The 16,703-nt window shown below is 67.8% G+C and carries 14 protein-coding genes; 10 read left to right on the top strand and 4 right to left on the bottom strand.

Features of this window, described 5'->3' with window-relative positions; translation table 11 throughout:
- Window positions 1–9 precede the first annotated feature (9 nt).
- Entirely contained in the window at window positions 10–669 is a 660-nt protein-coding gene (locus EDF39_RS15130) for a hypothetical protein (protein ID WP_123944402.1), read from the top strand.
- Between the two features lie 22 nt (window positions 670–691).
- Here the strand turns inward: EDF39_RS15130 and EDF39_RS15125 are convergent, their stop codons facing one another.
- A complete protein-coding gene (locus tag EDF39_RS15125) occupies window positions 692–1,711 on the bottom strand; it encodes a LacI family DNA-binding transcriptional regulator (RefSeq protein ID WP_233573159.1) in 1,020 nt (339 codons plus the stop codon).
- 200 nt (window positions 1,712–1,911) lie between these two features.
- On the opposite strand from EDF39_RS15125, the gene EDF39_RS15120 reads away from it, so the two are divergent.
- The 7 genes from EDF39_RS15120 (at window position 1,912) to EDF39_RS15090 (ending at window position 10,017) form a co-directional block, all read left to right on the top strand.
- Window positions 1,912–3,144, top strand: a complete 1,233-nt coding sequence (locus EDF39_RS15120) for an ABC transporter substrate-binding protein (protein WP_055959136.1) — start codon at window positions 1,912–1,914, stop codon at window positions 3,142–3,144.
- 95 nt (window positions 3,145–3,239) lie between these two features.
- Entirely contained in the window at window positions 3,240–4,115 is an 876-nt protein-coding gene (locus EDF39_RS15115) for a carbohydrate ABC transporter permease (RefSeq protein WP_233573182.1), read from the top strand.
- The gene (locus tag EDF39_RS15110) at window positions 4,108–4,983 is read left to right on the top strand and encodes a carbohydrate ABC transporter permease (RefSeq protein WP_123944400.1); all 876 of its coding nucleotides are present in this window, start codon (window positions 4,108–4,110) and stop codon (window positions 4,981–4,983) included. The genes EDF39_RS15115 and EDF39_RS15110 overlap by 8 nt, the downstream gene beginning before the upstream one ends.
- A gap of 10 nt (window positions 4,984–4,993) precedes the next feature.
- Window positions 4,994–5,866 (top strand): ThuA domain-containing protein, encoded by an 873-nt coding sequence (locus EDF39_RS15105; RefSeq protein ID WP_123944398.1) that lies wholly within the window; start codon window positions 4,994–4,996, stop codon window positions 5,864–5,866.
- The gene (locus tag EDF39_RS15100; RefSeq protein ID WP_233573157.1) at window positions 5,863–6,996 is read left to right on the top strand and encodes a Gfo/Idh/MocA family protein; all 1,134 of its coding nucleotides are present in this window, start codon (window positions 5,863–5,865) and stop codon (window positions 6,994–6,996) included. The genes EDF39_RS15105 and EDF39_RS15100 overlap by 4 nt, the downstream gene beginning before the upstream one ends.
- 267 nt (window positions 6,997–7,263) lie before the next feature.
- Window positions 7,264–8,739, top strand: a complete 1,476-nt coding sequence (locus EDF39_RS15095; protein ID WP_123944396.1) for a phosphatase PAP2 family protein — start codon at window positions 7,264–7,266, stop codon at window positions 8,737–8,739.
- A gap of 513 nt (window positions 8,740–9,252) precedes the next feature.
- Window positions 9,253–10,017: a hypothetical protein gene (locus EDF39_RS15090; protein ID WP_123944394.1), complete on the top strand. Its 765-nt coding sequence runs from the start codon at window positions 9,253–9,255 to the stop codon at window positions 10,015–10,017.
- On the opposite strand, the gene EDF39_RS15085 is transcribed toward EDF39_RS15090, so the two are convergent.
- Complete coding sequence (locus tag EDF39_RS15085; protein WP_123944392.1) at window positions 9,927–11,255, bottom strand: glycosyltransferase; 1,329 nt, start codon at window positions 11,253–11,255, stop codon at window positions 9,927–9,929. The genes EDF39_RS15090 and EDF39_RS15085 overlap by 91 nt on opposite strands.
- Entirely contained in the window at window positions 11,252–13,438 is a 2,187-nt protein-coding gene (locus tag EDF39_RS15080) for a glycosyltransferase (protein WP_123944390.1), read from the bottom strand. The genes EDF39_RS15085 and EDF39_RS15080 overlap by 4 nt, the downstream gene beginning before the upstream one ends.
- A 199-nt stretch (window positions 13,439–13,637) precedes the next feature.
- Between EDF39_RS15080 and EDF39_RS15075 the strand changes: the two genes are divergently transcribed.
- Together EDF39_RS15075 and EDF39_RS15070 are read left to right on the top strand one after the other, a co-directional pair.
- Window positions 13,638–15,005 carry a polysaccharide pyruvyl transferase family protein gene (locus EDF39_RS15075; RefSeq protein WP_158613245.1) on the top strand — a complete coding sequence of 456 codons (1,368 nt, stop codon included), beginning with the start codon at window positions 13,638–13,640 and terminating at the stop codon, window positions 15,003–15,005.
- A 173-nt stretch (window positions 15,006–15,178) separates the two neighbouring features.
- Window positions 15,179–16,162, top strand: a complete 984-nt coding sequence (locus EDF39_RS15070; protein WP_123944386.1) for a diacylglycerol kinase family protein — start codon at window positions 15,179–15,181, stop codon at window positions 16,160–16,162.
- Window positions 16,163–16,362: 200 nt separating this feature from the next.
- Here the strand turns inward: EDF39_RS15070 and EDF39_RS15065 are convergent, their stop codons facing one another.
- Window positions 16,363–16,695, bottom strand: coding sequence for a hypothetical protein (locus tag EDF39_RS15065; protein WP_123944384.1), 333 nt, complete (start codon window positions 16,693–16,695; stop codon window positions 16,363–16,365).
- Between the last annotated feature and the right edge of the window lie 8 nt (window positions 16,696–16,703).

Raw genomic sequence — 16,703 nt, 5'->3', positions numbered from 1 at the left:
CATCCACCCGTGGTTCCCCTGATCAGCCTGGGGCTCGTCATGGGCTTCAGCCCCGCCCTCACGGGCATAGCCCTCCGCGTGCTGACCCGCGGCGACCGACACCCCATCCTCCTCATCGGCAGCCTCTGCCTCGGCATGGTCGTGGCTGCGACGCTTCTCCTCGTCGCGTTCCGGAGCGTCGACCCGCAGACGTTCATCGACTCCTATCGCGGACGCGTCGAGGCGGCTCTCATCCGCCGATCGGTCGACTTCGTCGCCGCGGCCCTCCTTCTCCTGACGGCTTTCGTCGTCTTTCGTCTGAGCAGGAGACCCCGAAAGATCAGGCGGCCCCGAACCCGGCGAACTCGACCCGTCGACCTCGTCGCCCTCGGCTTCGCCAATACGCTCGTGAGCATCAGCGGCGTCGTGACCATGTACGTCACCGGCCGCGTCATCTCCGGGTTGAGCCCGGACTGGGGCCTGCGCATCGCGGCCTACGGCGTTTTCATCGCGGCCATGATCGGGCCGTACCTCGTGCTCGGCCTCCTGTGGGAGCGCCTGCCCGGGGTGGCCGGGCTCGCGGCTCGCGGATCCTCGTGGCTCGGTCGGCAGGATTTCCGCCGTCTGCTCGCCGCAGCGCTCGCAGTGACGGGCCTCGTCTTCGTGGGACTCGGAATCGCCGGCGCCTGAGCGACTGGTCGGCTTTTCGGAGCTACCGCTCGCGCGCCACCACGGTCGAGTCGGCGACGTTCAGCACGCAGGGCAGCAGCACGTGCGGCAGCTCGGTCGATCCGGTGTCGAGTCGGGCGACGAGCGCCTCGACGGCCAGGCCGCCGAGCTCGTGGCCGGGGGCGTTCATCGTCGAGAGCACCGGCTCGGTCGCGGCCCCCGATTCGTTCGACGAGGCGACGGCCAGGATCGAGACGTCGTCCGGCACGTTGAGCCCCGCCGACGTGAGGCCGCTCACGAGCCCGAACGTGGAGTCGTCTTTCATGATCATGACGGCCGTGAGTTTTGGATCCTGCTCGAGCAGCATCCGGGCCGCCTCCCGGCCGCCTCGCGCCGAGGGTCCGCACGCCACGACCACCGGGGTGAGTTCCCGGCGCAGCATTCCGCTCCGGAACGACCGCTCGACGCGGATGTGCGGGCCGTAGCCGTCCATCGAGGTGCCCTCGAGGTCTTCGATCACGAGACCGATTCGTCGGTGGCCGAGACCCTGCAGGTAGTCGAGGCCGTTCTCGACGGTCGTCTCGAAGTCCATGTCGACGAACGGCAGAGCCGAAGGATCCGACGTGCGCCCGATCGACAGAAAAGGCACGTCCATCTCGACCAGCTTCTCGATGCGCGGGTCGGTCATCTTGACCTCCATCACGAGCACGCCGTCGGCCAGACCGCCCGAGAGCAGCTCGGTGAGATCGTCGGCGGTGGTGCCGGCGGGCCAGAGCACGAGGTGGTAGCCGAGCTCGGAAGCGCGGGCAGCCGCGCTCGACACGAATTGCAGCGCGGTGCTGCCGAGGCGGTGCTCGAGCGCGGGAAACAGCAGAGCGAGGATCCGGGTGCGACGGCTGGCTAGCGCACGGGCCACCACGTTGTTGCGGAAGCCCAGGTCGGCCATGGCCGTCGTGACTTTCTCGCGCGTGCCCGGCGAGACGTTCTTGGTGCCGTTCACGACGAACGACACGGTCGCGATCGAGACGCCCGCGCGGATCGCCACCTCCTGCATGGTCGCCATGCCTGCCCCCTCGTGGTCCCGGTGGAGTCACTGTACTCGTGAATCACTCACAAAAAATCTGCGTTAAGCGCTTTACTGGCTAAGCGCTTTACTGCTACGGTCGTGCCCACTCGGGAACGCGACGAAGCGATCCGGCTGCGGCTCCCGATCGCGGCAGTCACGATGCCGTGCCCTGCACCCATCAAGAGAAGAGCTAAGCAATGAAGCCTAGATCCCGATTCGGAACCGCCCTTGGAGCAGTCGCCATGGCTGCCACCATCCCGCTCGTGCTCGCCGGCTGCTCCGGCAGCGGAGGTTCGACGTCGTCCGGCAAGGTCGACTCCATCACCGTCCTCGACTACTACAACCAGGGCAACGACAAGACCGTCATCGGCGACTACCTCGACAAATGCGGGGCCGCGAACGACGTGAAGATCAACCGGACTCTGGTGCCGGGATCCTCGTTGATCCAGAAGGTCCTCCAGCAGGCCTCCTCCAAGACGCTGCCCGACGTGCTGATGCTCGACAACCCCGACCTGCAGCAGATCGCGGCGACCGGCGCCCTGTCGCCGCTGACCGACTACGGCATCTCGACCGACGGGTACGCAAAGGGCGTGCTCGACGCCGGTACCTACAAAGACAAGGTCTACGGCCTCGCCCCCACCGTCAACACGATCGCGCTCTTCTACAACAAAGACATCCTCGACAAGGCCGGCATCACTCCCCCGACCACCTGGGACGAGCTGAAGACCGACGCGAAGAAGCTCACCAAGGGCAGCCAGTACGGCTTCGCGGTCGACGCGAACGCCACCTACGAGGGCACCTGGCAGTTCCTGCCGTTCATGTGGTCGAACGGCGGCGACGAGAAAGACATCAACACGCCCCAGACCGAGGAGGCCCTGTCGCTCTGGACCGACCTCGTGAAAGACGGCTCGATGTCGAAGAGCGTCGTCAACTGGACGCAGGCCGACGTGAACGACCAGTTCATCGCCGGCAAGACCGCGATGATGATCAACGGCCCGTGGCAGATCCCCGGCCTGAAAGACAGCAAGGTCGATTACGGGATCGCCCAGATCCCCGTGCAGTCGGCCAGCGACACCGCGGTCGCCCCGCTCGGCGGCGAGGTCTGGACGGTGCCGAACACCGGCGACAAGGCCAAGCAGAAGGTCGCGGCGAAGATCGTCGACTGCATGAACTCCGAGAAGAACCAGCTCGGCATGGCGAAACTCCGCTACACGATCCCTTCGAAGACCGCCGCGGCCGAGCAGTTCGGAAAAGACGTTCCCGCAGAGCAGGTGTTCGTCGACCTGGTCGCCAGCGCTCGTGCCCGGACGGGCGAGCTCGGCGAAGACTGGCCCAAGGCCGCGACGAAGATCTACACCGCCGTGCAGTCGTCGCTCACCGGTCAGTCGTCGCCCGCCGACGCACTGAAGAACGCCCAGTCGAGCAACTGACGATGACCTCCACCGCACAGGCGCGCACCACGCGCCGGGCCGCGGCCGACGAGACTCGCGTCTCGTCGCCGCGGCCCCGGCGGAGGCCGGGCGGGATGAAGCTGGAGCGACTGTTCCAACTCCTGTTCCTGGTGCCGGCCGCCGTCTACCTCCTCCTCTTCTTCGGCTTCCCCGTCGTGAAGAACGTCATCATGAGCTTCCAGGCCTATACGACGACGACCTTCTACACCGGCGAAGCCCCCTGGGTCGGCCTGCAGAACTACGTCAAGGTGCTCGGCTCGCAGCTCTTCGGCACCGCGCTGCTCAACACCGCCCTCTTCACAATCGGCTCGATCGTCGGGCAGTTCGCGATCGGTCTCCTCTTCGCCCTGTTCTTCCGCCGCAACTTCCCGCTGTCGGGCGTGCTCCGCTCGCTACTGCTGCTGCCCTGGCTGCTGCCGCTCATCGTCTCGAGCGCGGTCTGGAAGTGGATCCTCGACCAAGACTCCGGCGTTCTCAACCAGTTCCTCGGCGGAGTCGGCATCGGCCCCGTGCCCTGGCTGACAAGCCCGAGCGTGGCCCTGATCACCGTGATCCTGGTCAATATCTGGATCGGGATCCCGTTCAACACGACGATCCTGTACGGCGGGCTGCAAGACATCCCCGAAGAGCTCTACGAGGCGGGCTCGCTCGACGGCGCGACCGGGTGGAAGGCGTTCCGCCACATCACCTGGCCGATGCTGCGACCGGTGGTCAGCGTCGTGCTCGTCCTCGGAGTCGTCTACACGGTCAAGGTGCTCGACATCATCCTCGGCCTGACGAACGGCGGCCCGGCGAATGCCACGCAGACCATCGCGACCCAGTCGTACGACCTGTCGTTCAAACAGTTCGACTTCGGGTCGGGAGCCGCTCTCAGCAACATCCTCATCGTGATCTCGGCCCTGTTCGCGATCGTCTATCTCCGCCTCAACAGGAAGGCCGTCGATGACTGACACCGCACTCCCCCTCCGGCGCCCCTCCGGCCGCGGGGCAACGCTCAAACCCCGCGTCCGCGGGAACGCGAAGAAGTACCTCCTCACCGCCGTCGGCGTGCTCATCCTGGCGGTCATGCTCTTCCCGGTCTACTGGATGATCAACATCTCGCTGCAGCCCGCCGGGCCGGCTATCGAGGCCGCCTGGTTCCCGATCCACGCGCAGTTCAACGGCTACGTGCAGGCGTTCCAGGATCAAGCGGGCAACCTCGTCACCAGCCTGCTCGTCGCTCTCGGGAGCGTGATCATCAGCCTGGTGATCGCGACGCCCGCTGCCTACGCGCTGGCCCAGTTCAAGGTGCGGGGCGTGAACGCCCTCCTGTTCGGGATCCTTATCTCGCAGATGATCCCGGGCATCGTGGTCGCGAACGCGCTCTACGCCGCGTACAACGACCTCGGTCTGCTCAACTCGATCCCGGGGCTGATCCTCGCCGACTCGACCGCGGGCATCCCGTTCGCGATCCTGATCATGCGGGCCTTCATGCTGAACATCCCCACCTCGATCATCGAGGCGGCGAAGGTCGACGGGGCCGGCAACTTCCGGGCCTTCCGCTCCATCGTGCTGCCGATCAGCGTCAACTCGCTGATCACCGCCGGGCTGTTCACGTTCCTCTTCACCTGGAGCGACTTCCTCTTCGCCCTCACCCTGACGACGACGCAGGACGTCCAGCCGATCACCCTCGGCATCTACCAGTACATCGGCACGTTCACCTCCGACTGGTCGACCGTCATGGCCGCCGCCGTGATGGCCTCCATCCCCGCCATCGTGCTGCTTCTCGCAGCCCAGAAATTCATCGCCGCCGGTGCCACCGGTGGCGCGGTCAAGTAAAGGACTCCCCATGACTGACACCACGTCACCCCTCCGCGCTGCGCCCCTTCGAATCACCGTCTGGGGCGAGAACGTCCACGAGAAGGTGGAAGCTCACGTCGCCGAGCGCTACCCCGACGGCATGCACGGGGCCATTGCCGCCGGCATCCAAGAGAACCTCCCCGACGCCGTCATCACCGTCGTGACGATGGACATGCCCGAGCACGGCCTCACCGACGAGCTGCTCGAGAACACCGACGTCCTCACTTGGTGGGGGCACGCGGCCCACGCCGACGTCGACGACCTCATCGTGGATCGTGTGCACCGCCACGTGCTCTCGGGCATGGGCCTGCTCGTGCTGCACTCGGGCCACTGGTCGAAGATCTTCGGCAAGCTCATGGGCACCACCTGCACCCTGCGCTGGCGTAGCGAGCACGACCAGGAGCTCGTGTGGACGGTCAACCCGCAGCACCCCATCACCCGCGGCGTGCCGAACCCCATCGTGATCCCCGAGCAAGAGATGTACGGCGAGTACTTCGACGTGCCGACGCCCGATGAGCTCATCTTCATCTCGGGCTTTACCGGCGGCGAGGTGTTCCGCTCCGGAATGACCTACCGTCGCGGGCTCGGCAAGATCTTCTACTTCTCGCCCGGCGACCAAGATTTCCCCGTCTACTTCCACAAAGACGTCCGTCGCGTGCTCGCCAACGGTTGCGAGTGGGCACGCCCCGAGCGCCCGCGCGAGATGCCGACGCTCCGTCGCTACGACCTCGGCGAATACTTCGACGGGCAGCACTACGCCGGGCCGTTCGACCACCCGCTCGAGGCCCCTGCCTCTCCGGCGGAGGATTCCGCTTCGGGGTCGGACGTCGCGGCGTCGGCCGGATCCTCGGTCTCCGCGTGAGCGCCTTCCGCCGGGTCGACTCCGCTGACCGGCCACTCCGGGTGATCCAGGTCGGCGCCGGAGGCATGGGTCGGGCGTGGCTCGAGGTGGTCGCTGCCTCCCCCGACGTCGAACTCGTCGGCATCGTCGATCTCGATCTCGACACGGCGCGTGCCGGTGCCGCCCACTACGGCGACCCGGCACTCCCGGTAGACGTCGCTCTCGAAGCCCTCGTCCAGTCGACCCGACCCGACGCGATCCTCGATATCACCGTGCCGGTCGCGCACCACCCGGTGACGACCCAGGCGCTCTTCCTCGGGTTGCCCGTGCTCGGCGAGAAGCCCGTCGCACCGACCGTCGCGCAGTCGCTCTCGCTGGTCGCTGCGGCCGAGATCACCGGCGAGCTGTTCATGGTGTCGCAGTCGCGCCGCTACAACGACCAGCTCGTCGCCTTCAAGCAGCACGCCCGTCTACTCGGACGGCTCGGCCTGCTCAGCACGCAGTTCGCCAAGGCCCCGCACTTCGGTGGGTTCCGCGACGAGATGGACGACGTCCTCCTCCTCGACATGGCGATCCACGCCTTCGACTCGGCCCGCTACCTGCTCGACGCCGAACCGGTCGCCGTCTACTGCGAATCGTTCAACCCGTCGTGGTCGTGGTACCGGGGCGATGCGGCGGCGTCGGCGATCTTCGAATTCGAGGGCGGCCTACGCTACACGTACGACGGCTCGTGGTGCAGCCCCGGCCTCGAGACGTCGTGGAACGGCTCCTGGCGGGTCTCGGGCGAGGCCGGTGCCGCGATCTGGAGCGGTGACGACGCTCCCGTGAGCGAGATCGACGGCCAGCCGGGCAACCCCGACGCTCTCGGATCGGTCGGAGTGGAAATCGCAGGATCCCTCGCGGCGTTCGTCAGTGCCCTCCGCACGGGCGAGAGCCCCGACGGCGAGGTACACGGCAACGTCCTGAGCCTGGCCATGGTCGAGGCGGCCATCGCCTCGAAAAACGAGGGCCGACGGATCCTGATCGACGATGTGCTCGACGCGTCGCTCGCTTCGGCGCTGGAGGTCGAGCAGCGTGACGACGTGCGCGAGAGGTTGGCGTCGTGGGGTTCGGCGCGGGCGGCGGTGGGGCAGGTCGAGTCTGCCGCCTAGCCCCTACTTCCAAATTTGAAGGAGAAACCGCGCTCGGCCGACGAAGACATCGCGATCGGCCGGGGTCGAGTGGCGGTTTCTCCTTCGAATTTGCAGCGCGGCCCGCGGCACCCGCAGCCGACCCGCGATAGTGCACACCGCGCAATATTGTTCACCTGCGTGACCCCAGTTCGTGGGGTGCCGGTCAACTCCGTGTCTTAGCGTCAGCCCCTCACCACCCCCTCGGTGCCGCTCTGCCCGCGACACTGGCGAACCGGAGAAGGACCCATGCCCACACCCACACACCCCCGAGCACTGACTCGCGCCGGCTTCGGCATCGCTGCCGCGGTCGCCGTCGCGGCTCTTGTCGCGACCCCGCTGTCCGCTACCGCGGCGACCGCGGCGACGACCTACCCGAGCGACTCCACCGCGCCCGACCTCATCCCGCTGCTCACCGGCTACAACCAGTTCTGGACGTCGACCGGTAAGAACGACCTGCACGGCACGGTTGAGGACGGCCCCACTCTCGCCGCCAACGACAAGCTCGCCGTCTGGATCAACAATCACGCCACCACGGCACAGAAGTTCCGGGCGCTGCAAGACTCCGAGTACCAGAACGCAACCGGCACGGCGTACGACCAGTCGATGACGATCGCCGATGCACTCGGCTCGAAGCTCGCTGCGATCTACATTAAGGGCCGCAACTCGGGGGCGCTTCCCCTGACGTCGGCTCTCATCAACAGCTCGAACGGCACCTCGGGCGCGTATGTCGGCACGAGCGCCGCAAAAGCGAACTTCAGCTACCCGCGCCCCTTCGTTCCCACCGATCCCACTTCGACTCCGGTCGCCGGTGACGCCGCGGGCTGCTCTCCCACCGTCGTCAACGCCTCGTCACTCCTGACGAACCGGGTCGGCCACAGCTACGCCGACGCCGCCGGCAACCTCAAGATCAGGCGCGTTGCCGACGCGGTCGACTCGAGCCACCGCTTCTCGTCGAGCGATGTCGCCCTGTCGCCGAGCTACAGCACGACAGGCATCTGCACGGGAGGGTCGTTCCCGAGCGGCCACACGACGACGGCCTACCAGGCCGGAATCACGCTCGCGACGCTCCTGCCTCAGCTCGCGCCTGAGATCCTGACCCGGGCTTCCGAGGCCGGCAACAACCGCATCGTCCTCGGGGTGCACTACCCGCTCGACATCATCGGCGGTCGCATCGACGGCGAGGCTGCGCTGGCTGCCCGCTGGTCGGACAAGGCGTACGTCGACGGTGTTCTAACACCTGCCCGCAAAGAGCTCACGAGCTACCTCTCGAAGCAGTGCGGAGCTTCCCTTGCGAAGTGCATCGCCTCGGAGAAGACCTACACGAACAACCCCTACGCCGGAAAAAAGCTGCCCGGCGGAACGGCTCAGGTCGTCACCGATCGGAAGTCGGCCGTGAAGGTCTACACGAGCCGACTCACGTACGGAATTCCGAAGGTCGGCACGAGCGGCCTCAAAGCCTCCGTGCCCACCGGCGCCGGCAACCTGCTCCAGACCGCGTTCCCGACCCTCACTGCGGCCCAGCGCACCTCGGTGCTCGTTCAGACCGAGATCTCATCCGGCTACCCGCTCGACCAGACCCGCAAGGCGACCGGATCATGGCAGCGCCTCAACCTCGCGGCCGCCACGAGCGCGACCGTGCAGCTGAACAAGAACAAGACGGTCACCGTGCTGAGCACCGGCGGCAAGGCCAAGGTCGTCAAGGTCGTTTCACACCGCCGCTGAGCGGTTCGAAGCCGGCGAGGCGGCCCCGAGTGGACTCGGGGCCGCCCTATAACCAGGGCAGGAGGCTCGCGGTCTGTGCACCCCTACCGGACGGAAAGGGATACACGTATACTCGGATAGTCAGTTATCCGAGTTTACGTGCAACTCAGACCACTGGCCTCTCACGAGGCGAGATTAACCCCTGTTGCTGCAGGGGTTTTTCTCTTTTATCCTTCGAGTCCGGCCTGGGCTTGCCTGGATTCCCAGACCGATATTCGTATTCTGCCGCACAAGACCACGAACGAGGGAACGACCCGCACAGGCTGCAAATTCGAAGGAGAATGCACGGGCACCCCACGCATTCATCGCGATCGGCGGCGGTCGACCGGCGGTTTCTCCTTCAAATTTGCAAACGACCCACAGACCTGCAGGCGGCAGGGCTGAGCGCAGTTCGAGGCGTGACGGGCTCAGGATCCGAGCGACGTGTGCCGGATCCTGCGTTCCCGGCCCTGACCGCACAGCTAGGCTCGTCGGATGGTCACCGTCGTGCTCCCCTGGCGCCCTCAGCCCTCTCGTGTGGACGCCTTCGAGCGCGTCGTCGCCTGGTATCGCGAGCATCTTCCGGAGGCCGAGATCGTCACCGTCGACTCGGGTGACGAGGTCTTCAACCTGGCCCGCTGCCGCAACATCGGCGTGACCGACGCCGCACGCAACGCCGACTCGGCACGCGTAGCCGACGCCGCACGCGACGCCGACGCACACGACACCGATGCCGCACGCAACGCCGATGAGGTCGTCGTGATCGGCGACGCCGACACGCTCCCCGAGATCGGCCCGCTGCGATCCGCGATCGCCGCCGCCCGCACGTCGCCGCTCGTGCAACTCCCGTACACCGAGTACCACTGGCTCGGGCGCGACGGCACCGAGCAGTTCCACGCCGGAACACCGCTCGCCGAGTGCGAGTTCGAACTTGTGCGCGGCGCCTGCTCGGGCGTCTACGTCACGACGCCCGCGACCTGGTGGAGCCACGGCGGGCAAGACGAGCGCTTCCGCGGCTGGGGTTTCGAAGACGCCGCCTGGTTCGTCGCTCACGAGACGCTGCTCGGCGCCCCGCCCCAGCGTCACAAGGGGACCGTCTATGCGTTGCACCACACGGCTGAGGTGCGCGAAGGGCCGCACTACGACGCCAACGCCAGCCTCATGGAGAGCTACCGCGAGGCGTCTGGCAGCTCCGACGACATGGCCAGGTTCGTGTTCGACACGAGCGCATCGAACGCTCGCGTGCGCCCGGGCGTCTGACCGAGCGAGGCCGACAACGCGTCGAGTTTCTCGCGGGGCAAGTCCAACACCGCTTGGAGAGCCGCGCCGAGCTGCGGCACGGTAGCCGTATTCGGAGCCAGAGCGATGCCGAACCCCGCACGCTCGATGGCCTCGGCACTGGCGAACTGGTCGGTCGAGAACGGCAGCACGAGCAGGGGCACGCCCGCGGTCATCGCCTCGGTCACGCTGTTGTTGCCCCCGTGCGTGACCGCGGCCGAAGCGGCTCGAAGAAGTCGCACCTGCGGCAAGAACTCCCGGACCAACCAGTCACCCGGGAGGGAACCGAGATCGGAGCGATCGGCCGAGCCGACCGCGACCGCCGCCCGAAGGCCGAGCGACTTGAGAGCGTCCACGACCCGAGCCACCACGTCCGAGCGCACCGACAGGAACGACCCGAAGCTCACGTAGACGAACGGCGAATCGGACGAAGCGAGCCACTCTTCGACCTCGGCATCGACCGGCTCGTCGCGCACGGCCGAGCCTAAGAACGCATGAGGCGGCAGCGCCCTTGCGGGGTCGTTCAGCTCAGCCGGGTAGTTGTAGAGAAGCAGGTCGCCATGCTCCGCGAACGCCGAGTCGCTCGGTGGCGCCTGCAGGTCGAGCTCGGCGAGAGCGGTGTTCCACTCGCGGGTGAAGGAGTCGCTGACGCGGTCGCAGAGCTCGCGCAAAGCGGTCAAAGACGCAGGATCCGGCTCGAACGCCCCCGGCCACGCCGGCGGGTAGCCGTAGACCTCTCCCGCTACCGGCAGTGCACTGGGGTGACCGAGCACGACGTCGGCGAAGGGGATGCGCGCCGCGGTCAGCGCCAGCCTGGCGCTGAACGCAAGGTGGTCGACGATGATCTGGTCGGGCTGCACCTCGGCGACGACGCGCTGCACCTGCCGGGCCGTGTCGACCGGCATCCACATGAGGTCGGTGAGGCGCTCTGCGGCCTGATACGAGAGGGTCTCGACCATGCCCTCGCGGGTGGCGTCGAAGAAGCCACGGAGCGAGTCGTCTTCGCCTTCGGGCTGCTCCTCCGCCCGGATGACACCCGGGTTCGACCCGCGGGCGAGCTGCAGATTGACGCGCTCGAATCCGAACGACTCGACGATGGCGGCCGTCGCAGGGCCAGAGGCGACGACGACGCGGTCACCGCGGTCGCGCCATTCGGTGCCCAGAGTTGCCAGCGGAAGAAGGTGCGAGGCGTAGTCGGGGCTGATGATCAAGAGGGTCATCGGGTAGCAAGGCTCCAGTCGTGAATGACGACCTCGTCGTCGTGAACGTCTCCGTAGACCTCCGAGAGCGACCGGGCCATGGCCTGGATGGTGAAGCTGTCTTCCACCGTCGCGCGCGACCGGTCGGCCCGCTCGTCGCAGTCTTCGCGTGCGGCAGCGTCGAGCGCCGACAGCATCGCGTCGTGCAACAGTGCGGCATCCCAGGTGCGGGTGAGGAACCCGGTGTCACCGTCGTGCACATAGGTGGCGGGGCCACCACCGTTCGGAGCGACGACGAGCAGCCCGGAGCCCATCGCCTCCAGGAGCGCGATGCCGAACTCCTCCTTCAGGCTTCCGCAGACGTAGACGCCCTGGGCGGCGCTCAGCCCGGGCAGACCGAAGCGGGCCGCGGCGACCCAGCGAGCGACCGTGTCGTTCGGCTGGTGCCCCGGCAGCAGGAGACCGGCTGCGGCTCGGTCGTCCGACGGCACGACGAGATCCATCAGTCCGAGCTGCTCGCGCTCGTCGGGGCTCGGCTGGTCGAGGTTTCCGCCGATCAGGAGGAGGTTGGCGCGGTCTTTCAGATCGCTCGACGCCCATGCCGCGACGATCGTGGCCATGCCCTTCACCCGGTGGAAGCGACCGACGCTGACGATGAGCGGGAGCCCCCGACGCTCCTCCGGAAGGGCCTCGACGAGGCCGCGGAGTTCGATGAGAGCCCCGGAGGGCGCCTCCCCCGCCGCGTAGGAGCGCGCCTCGGCGACGGCCCGATCGACGACCTCGAGGTCGATGCCCTCGGGCACGATCGTGTGTCGCTCGGGGTGCGCGGTGACGTCGATGCCGACGAGCTCGCGCATGTCGGTCTCGAGATTCGGCCGCGGAAAGAGCACGGTGTGGGCGGCATCCGCCGCGAGCTCCTGCACCAGACGGCTGCGGAACCAGAAGTGCTCGCGCTCGTCGAGGTCGCCGAAGTTCCAGCGCGTCAGCGAGCCGGCCAGGTCGAGCGACTGGATGACGGCGTGCGGATCCGGCGCCACGGTGAACACCACGGGAATGTCGAGCTCGCGCGCCACATCGGCGGCGGCCAGGCTGCCCACATCGGCCATGCGCAGGTGCAGCATGTCGACGCCACCCGAGGCGCGAAGGATCCGGCGGATGCCGCGACGCGCAGCCACCCGCAGCGGCCAGGCCTCAGCCGACGGAACCGGGTCGCTCAGAAGCGGGATGCGCCCGTAGAGGTGCCCCGTGTCGGATCCTGCGATCGCTGCGACGCTTTCGAGCGCCCCGGCGACCGAGCCTCGCGACAGAGTAAGGACGCGGTCGACGGTGTCGCCGGTGACGAGCTCGTCGCCGAGACGCACCAGGAGGGTCGCGATGCCTCCGTTGTCGCCGCTACCCGCCTGGGTCAGCCCCGCATCGATGTCGGCGTGGAGGAAGAGCTGAGCCACGGTGAGGCCGCCGGTCTCGCGCTCGCGAGGCTCGTCGTCGCGGCCGTCGTCGGGGCGGCCGGTCTGGTCGCTTCCCGCGGCCAGGTCGACCAGGGCCATGCGTGCCGCCTGCGCGAGGAATCCGTCGCCGACCGCCAACTGCTCGACGACGCCGGCGATGCTGCGGTGTCCGCGCCGCTGGCCGAGGGCCGCGACTGCGGCGACCCGCACCCGCTCTTCTTCGGCGGCGTCCGCGGCGATTGCGAGGAGCGGACGCGTCGCGACGCGTCCGCGCACGAGCCCGAGGGTCTCGACGAGGCGGTAGCGCGCGGCGGGCTCGCGCACGCCGAGCAAAGCGCCCTCGAGGCCGACTGCCACGAGGTCGGGAACCTGCGGCGACCACTGCTCGAGAGTGCGCTGGGCGACCATGCCGCCGAACCCGCCGCCGCTGATCAGGCCGATGAGGCGCCCCACCGTGTCGGGCAGGGGCAACCGGGAGCCGAGAGCGCTGGCGGCGTGTTCGCGCAGGAATCCCCGCTCACTCGACAGCAGAGCCGAGAGGATGCCGTCGACCTGCTCGTCGATGACCTCGGCGAGAGCATGGGTGGCGGCGATGGCCGTCAGCTGGTCATCTGAGGCAATGGCCGCGGCCAGGATCCTGATGGTGCGGACGCCACCGGTTCGCCCGGCCTCGAAGGCGAGGTCGTCGGCGAGGCGCATCGCGTCGATCAGACGGTCGGCGGTGTGCAGGGCGTCGAGGGAGGTCTGGATTCCCATGGCGATTCCCCTTTCGTTCGGGGCAGTTCTGGTGGAGCGCGACAGGACGGAGACGCCTCAGACGGGGTACGGGGCGGGGTACAGGGCGACGCGGATCCTGCGACCGAACTCTAAGCCTTCCAGGTGTCGTTCAGCCGAATGCGAAGTCAGTACGATCGGGAGGCCCTGTTCTGCAACCCCACGAGTCACGGAGACCGCTGTGCGCATTGTCCTTCTCGGAGACGTCGGAGTGCTCTCCGACATGATCCACATCGGCGACGAAGCGATGTTCGAGGAGTTCGTACGGCAGCTGCGGCGACGTGACGCCGGGGTCGAGATCGTCTCGCTCTCGTCGAACCCGGCCGAAACCCGCCAGCGCTACGGCGTCGAGGCGATCCGCAACGTCGACTTCGCCCCGTCGAGCTTTGCGGTCACCGGCGAGGCGCTCCGAACCGCGCAGGAGGATCGGATGCGGCGGGTTCTCGCCGCGGCGGACGGCGACGACGAAGCCCTGCCGGCTGACGACTGGGCGTGGGCCGTCATCGAGGCCGTCCGCACCGCCGACGGCGTCGCCGTCTCGGGCGGCGGCAACATGGCCTCCATCTGGCCGATGCACATCTTCGAGCGCGCCACCCTCGCCGCTCTCGCCGCCCACTTCGACAAGCCGTTCGTCGTCAGCGGGCAGACCATCGGCCCCGAGCTGACCGGCGACGACCGCGATCTGGTCGCCCGCCTCCTCGACTCGGCGAAGCTTGTCGGGCTCCGCGAGACCGCGTCGCTGGCACTCGTGCACGAGCTCGGCGTGACCGGCGATCGGGTGACGGGCACGATCGACGACGCGAGCTTCCTTGGGGCAGAAGCGGCAGGATCCGTCGCGGCCTCCCCTGCGCCGGTCTCTGACGTCGCGCCCGCCGAGCCCGCTCGGCCGTACTGCGCCGTGACGATCGCCGCCCACGTCGGCGGCCTCGACCGCGACGCCTTCGCCGAAGGCATGGCGAAGCTGCTCGACCGGGTGGCCGAGGAGGCCGGACTCGAGATCGTCTTCTTCGCCCACTTCGCGGCTCTCGGCGGGGGTGTCGCGGATCCTGCTGGGTCTGCTTCTTCTGGGTCTGCTTCTTCTGGGTCTGCTTCTTCTGGGCCTGTTTCTTCCGACTCTGCTTCTTCCGTGTCTGCGCCGGAGGCGGGCGACTCGCTCGTGCACCGCCGCGTGATCGACCGCATGACGCAGCCGAGCCGCATCGAGCCGACCACCGACAGCATCGCCGCGGCCCGATTCGCTCGCGGTGCGTCGCTCGCGGTATCGAGCCGCTACCACCCGGCGATCTTCGCCGTGTCGGCCGGCGTACCGACCGTGGGCATCGCCGTCGACGACTACACAACCGTGAAGCTGACCGGAGCCCTCGGCAACTTCGGGCAGACCGGTGTGCTCACCGCCTCCGACGTGATCGACGGGTCGGCGGTGGCCGGCGTGCTCGACGTGTGGTCGTCGGCGGACGGGATCCGCTCGGCGTGGGAGTCGCGGGTCGACGAGATCCGCGCGGCCTCCGACGCGTGGTGGGATCGGGTCGCTCGCGCCCTCGGCCTGTAGCGCCCCTGCTGCTGCACCTCCGCCCCCCTTGCAAATTTGAAGGAGAAACGCGCTCCCGGCGACGAGAACATCGCGATCGGCGGGGGCCCGTCGGCCGTTTCTCCTTCAAATTTGCAGGCGCCGGGGTACACCCTCCCGGGGCTCCGCCCGACCGCTCCCACTATGTTGAGCGCATGCCCTCCGCCTCCGGCTCCTCATCAGCCGCCCGCCGTGCCGCTGTCGTTTATAACCCGATCAAGATCGACGTCGGTGCCGTGAGAGCGGCCGTCGCCACCGCCGAGCGCGAGGCCGGCTGGCAGACGACCCTGTGGTTCGAGACCTCGAAAGAGGACGCCGGCCAGGAGGTAACCAAGAAGGCGCTCGAGCAGGGCGCCGACATGATCATCGCTGCCGGCGGCGACGGCACGGTGCGCGGGGTGGCCGAAGCGATGCACGACAGCGAGGCGTCGCTCGCGCTCCTGCCGTCCGGTACCGGCAACCTGTTGGCGCGCAACCTCAAGCTGACCCTCGAGAATCTCGACAACTCGCTCCACACCGCCTTTAGCGGCGATGATCGCGCCATCGACCTCGGCCTGATCGATATCCGCCGCGAAGACGACTCGGTCACGAAGCACGTCTACGTCGTCATGGCGGGCCTCGGAATCGACGCCCGCATGCTGGCCAACACCGACGCCGACCTCAAGAAGCGCGTCGGATGGCTCGCCTACGCGAAGGCGCTCGTCACCACCCTGCTCGAGAAGAACTCGCTGAACTTCCGCTACAGCTTCGACGAGAAGCCAGCTCGCTCCATGCGGGCGAACACGATCATCATCGGCAATTGCGGCGCTCTGCCCGCGAACATCCTGCTGCTGCCCGATGCGGCGATCGACGACGGCCTGTTCGACGTTCTCCTGCTGCGCCCGGAGAGCGTGCTCGGCTGGCTCAAGATTCTGTACAAGGTGTTCTGGGAGAACGGGGTCATCCGCCGGCTGCCCTTCGCCGACAAGCTCAAGGGCACCGAGAACGAAGAGCTGCGCTACGTGAAGGTCAAGTCGGTGACCGTCAAGCTGCGTGACGCCGAAGACATCGAGATCGACGGCGACGGATTCGGCAAGGCCGTCGGATTCCGCACACGCGTCAAGCCCGGTGGTCTGACCGTGCGGGTGCCGAAGGGCTGATCCGCTCTCGCCGTCTGGTCGCGCTGACGTGGGGTGGGTGCCGCGAGAGCGCGGAAAGTGCCCTCAGCCCACCGGCGAGCGGCCGTTTGTGCGCATTCGGCGAGCGACCAGGCGACGAGGATCCGGGGGCACCGCCGACCCGGCCGACGTCGGCGACCCACCCGCGGTTGTGACCTCGAGGTCGGCCTGGATCCTGCGCTTTAGTCGACCGTCAGAGCCCGAGCGCCGCGCTCCCGACGCGTGACGGCGATGTTGTGGATCGCGGTGGACAGAAGCCCGGGAACAATCACGCTGAGGCCGGCCACGGCTCCCGACACCAGGGGCGAGAACTCGATCTGCAGCTGGACCATGACGACCGATAACAACATCGCCGCCGTGGCTGCCGTGTCGATCCAGCGCTCGAGTCGGGGCTGGCCCTTGTCGATGCCCCAGTTCCACTTCCACCGGCCCGGCTCGCGGCGTGCTCGGAGCAGGGGCGTGAGGCTCACGACAGCAAAGCCGGTGAGGTAGAGAGCGCACCACCAGGGGGTCATGGGAAGAT

The sequence above is a fragment of the Frondihabitans sp. PhB161 genome, assembly GCF_003814635.1.
GTDB lineage: Bacteria > Actinomycetota > Actinomycetes > Actinomycetales > Microbacteriaceae > Frondihabitans.
Note: the sequence above shows the minus strand (reverse complement) of the source record. Positions and strands in the feature narration are given on the sequence as shown.

What these genes read in the sequence shown, in the direction of transcription:
- EDF39_RS15125 (WP_233573159.1), bottom strand. Translation starts at nt 1,711, where the DNA reads ATGGCGACCATGCAGGAGGTGGCGATCCGCGCGGGCGTCTCGATCGCG.
- EDF39_RS15080 (WP_123944390.1), bottom strand. Translation starts at nt 13,438, where the DNA reads ATGGGAATCCAGACCTCCCTCGACGCCCTGCACACCGCCGACCGTCTG.
- EDF39_RS15110 (WP_123944400.1), top strand. Translation starts at nt 4,108, where the DNA reads ATGACTGACACCGCACTCCCCCTCCGGCGCCCCTCCGGCCGCGGGGCA.
- EDF39_RS15120 (WP_055959136.1), top strand. Translation starts at nt 1,912, where the DNA reads ATGAAGCCTAGATCCCGATTCGGAACCGCCCTTGGAGCAGTCGCCATG.
- EDF39_RS15070 (WP_123944386.1), top strand. Translation starts at nt 15,179, where the DNA reads ATGCCCTCCGCCTCCGGCTCCTCATCAGCCGCCCGCCGTGCCGCTGTC.
- EDF39_RS15090 (WP_123944394.1), top strand. Translation starts at nt 9,253, where the DNA reads ATGGTCACCGTCGTGCTCCCCTGGCGCCCTCAGCCCTCTCGTGTGGAC.
- EDF39_RS15105 (WP_123944398.1), top strand. Translation starts at nt 4,994, where the DNA reads ATGACTGACACCACGTCACCCCTCCGCGCTGCGCCCCTTCGAATCACC.
- EDF39_RS15065 (WP_123944384.1), bottom strand. Translation starts at nt 16,695, where the DNA reads ATGACCCCCTGGTGGTGCGCTCTCTACCTCACCGGCTTTGCTGTCGTG.
- EDF39_RS15115 (WP_233573182.1), top strand. Translation starts at nt 3,240, where the DNA reads ATGAAGCTGGAGCGACTGTTCCAACTCCTGTTCCTGGTGCCGGCCGCC.
- EDF39_RS15085 (WP_123944392.1), bottom strand. Translation starts at nt 11,255, where the DNA reads ATGACCCTCTTGATCATCAGCCCCGACTACGCCTCGCACCTTCTTCCG.
- EDF39_RS15095 (WP_123944396.1), top strand. Translation starts at nt 7,264, where the DNA reads ATGCCCACACCCACACACCCCCGAGCACTGACTCGCGCCGGCTTCGGC.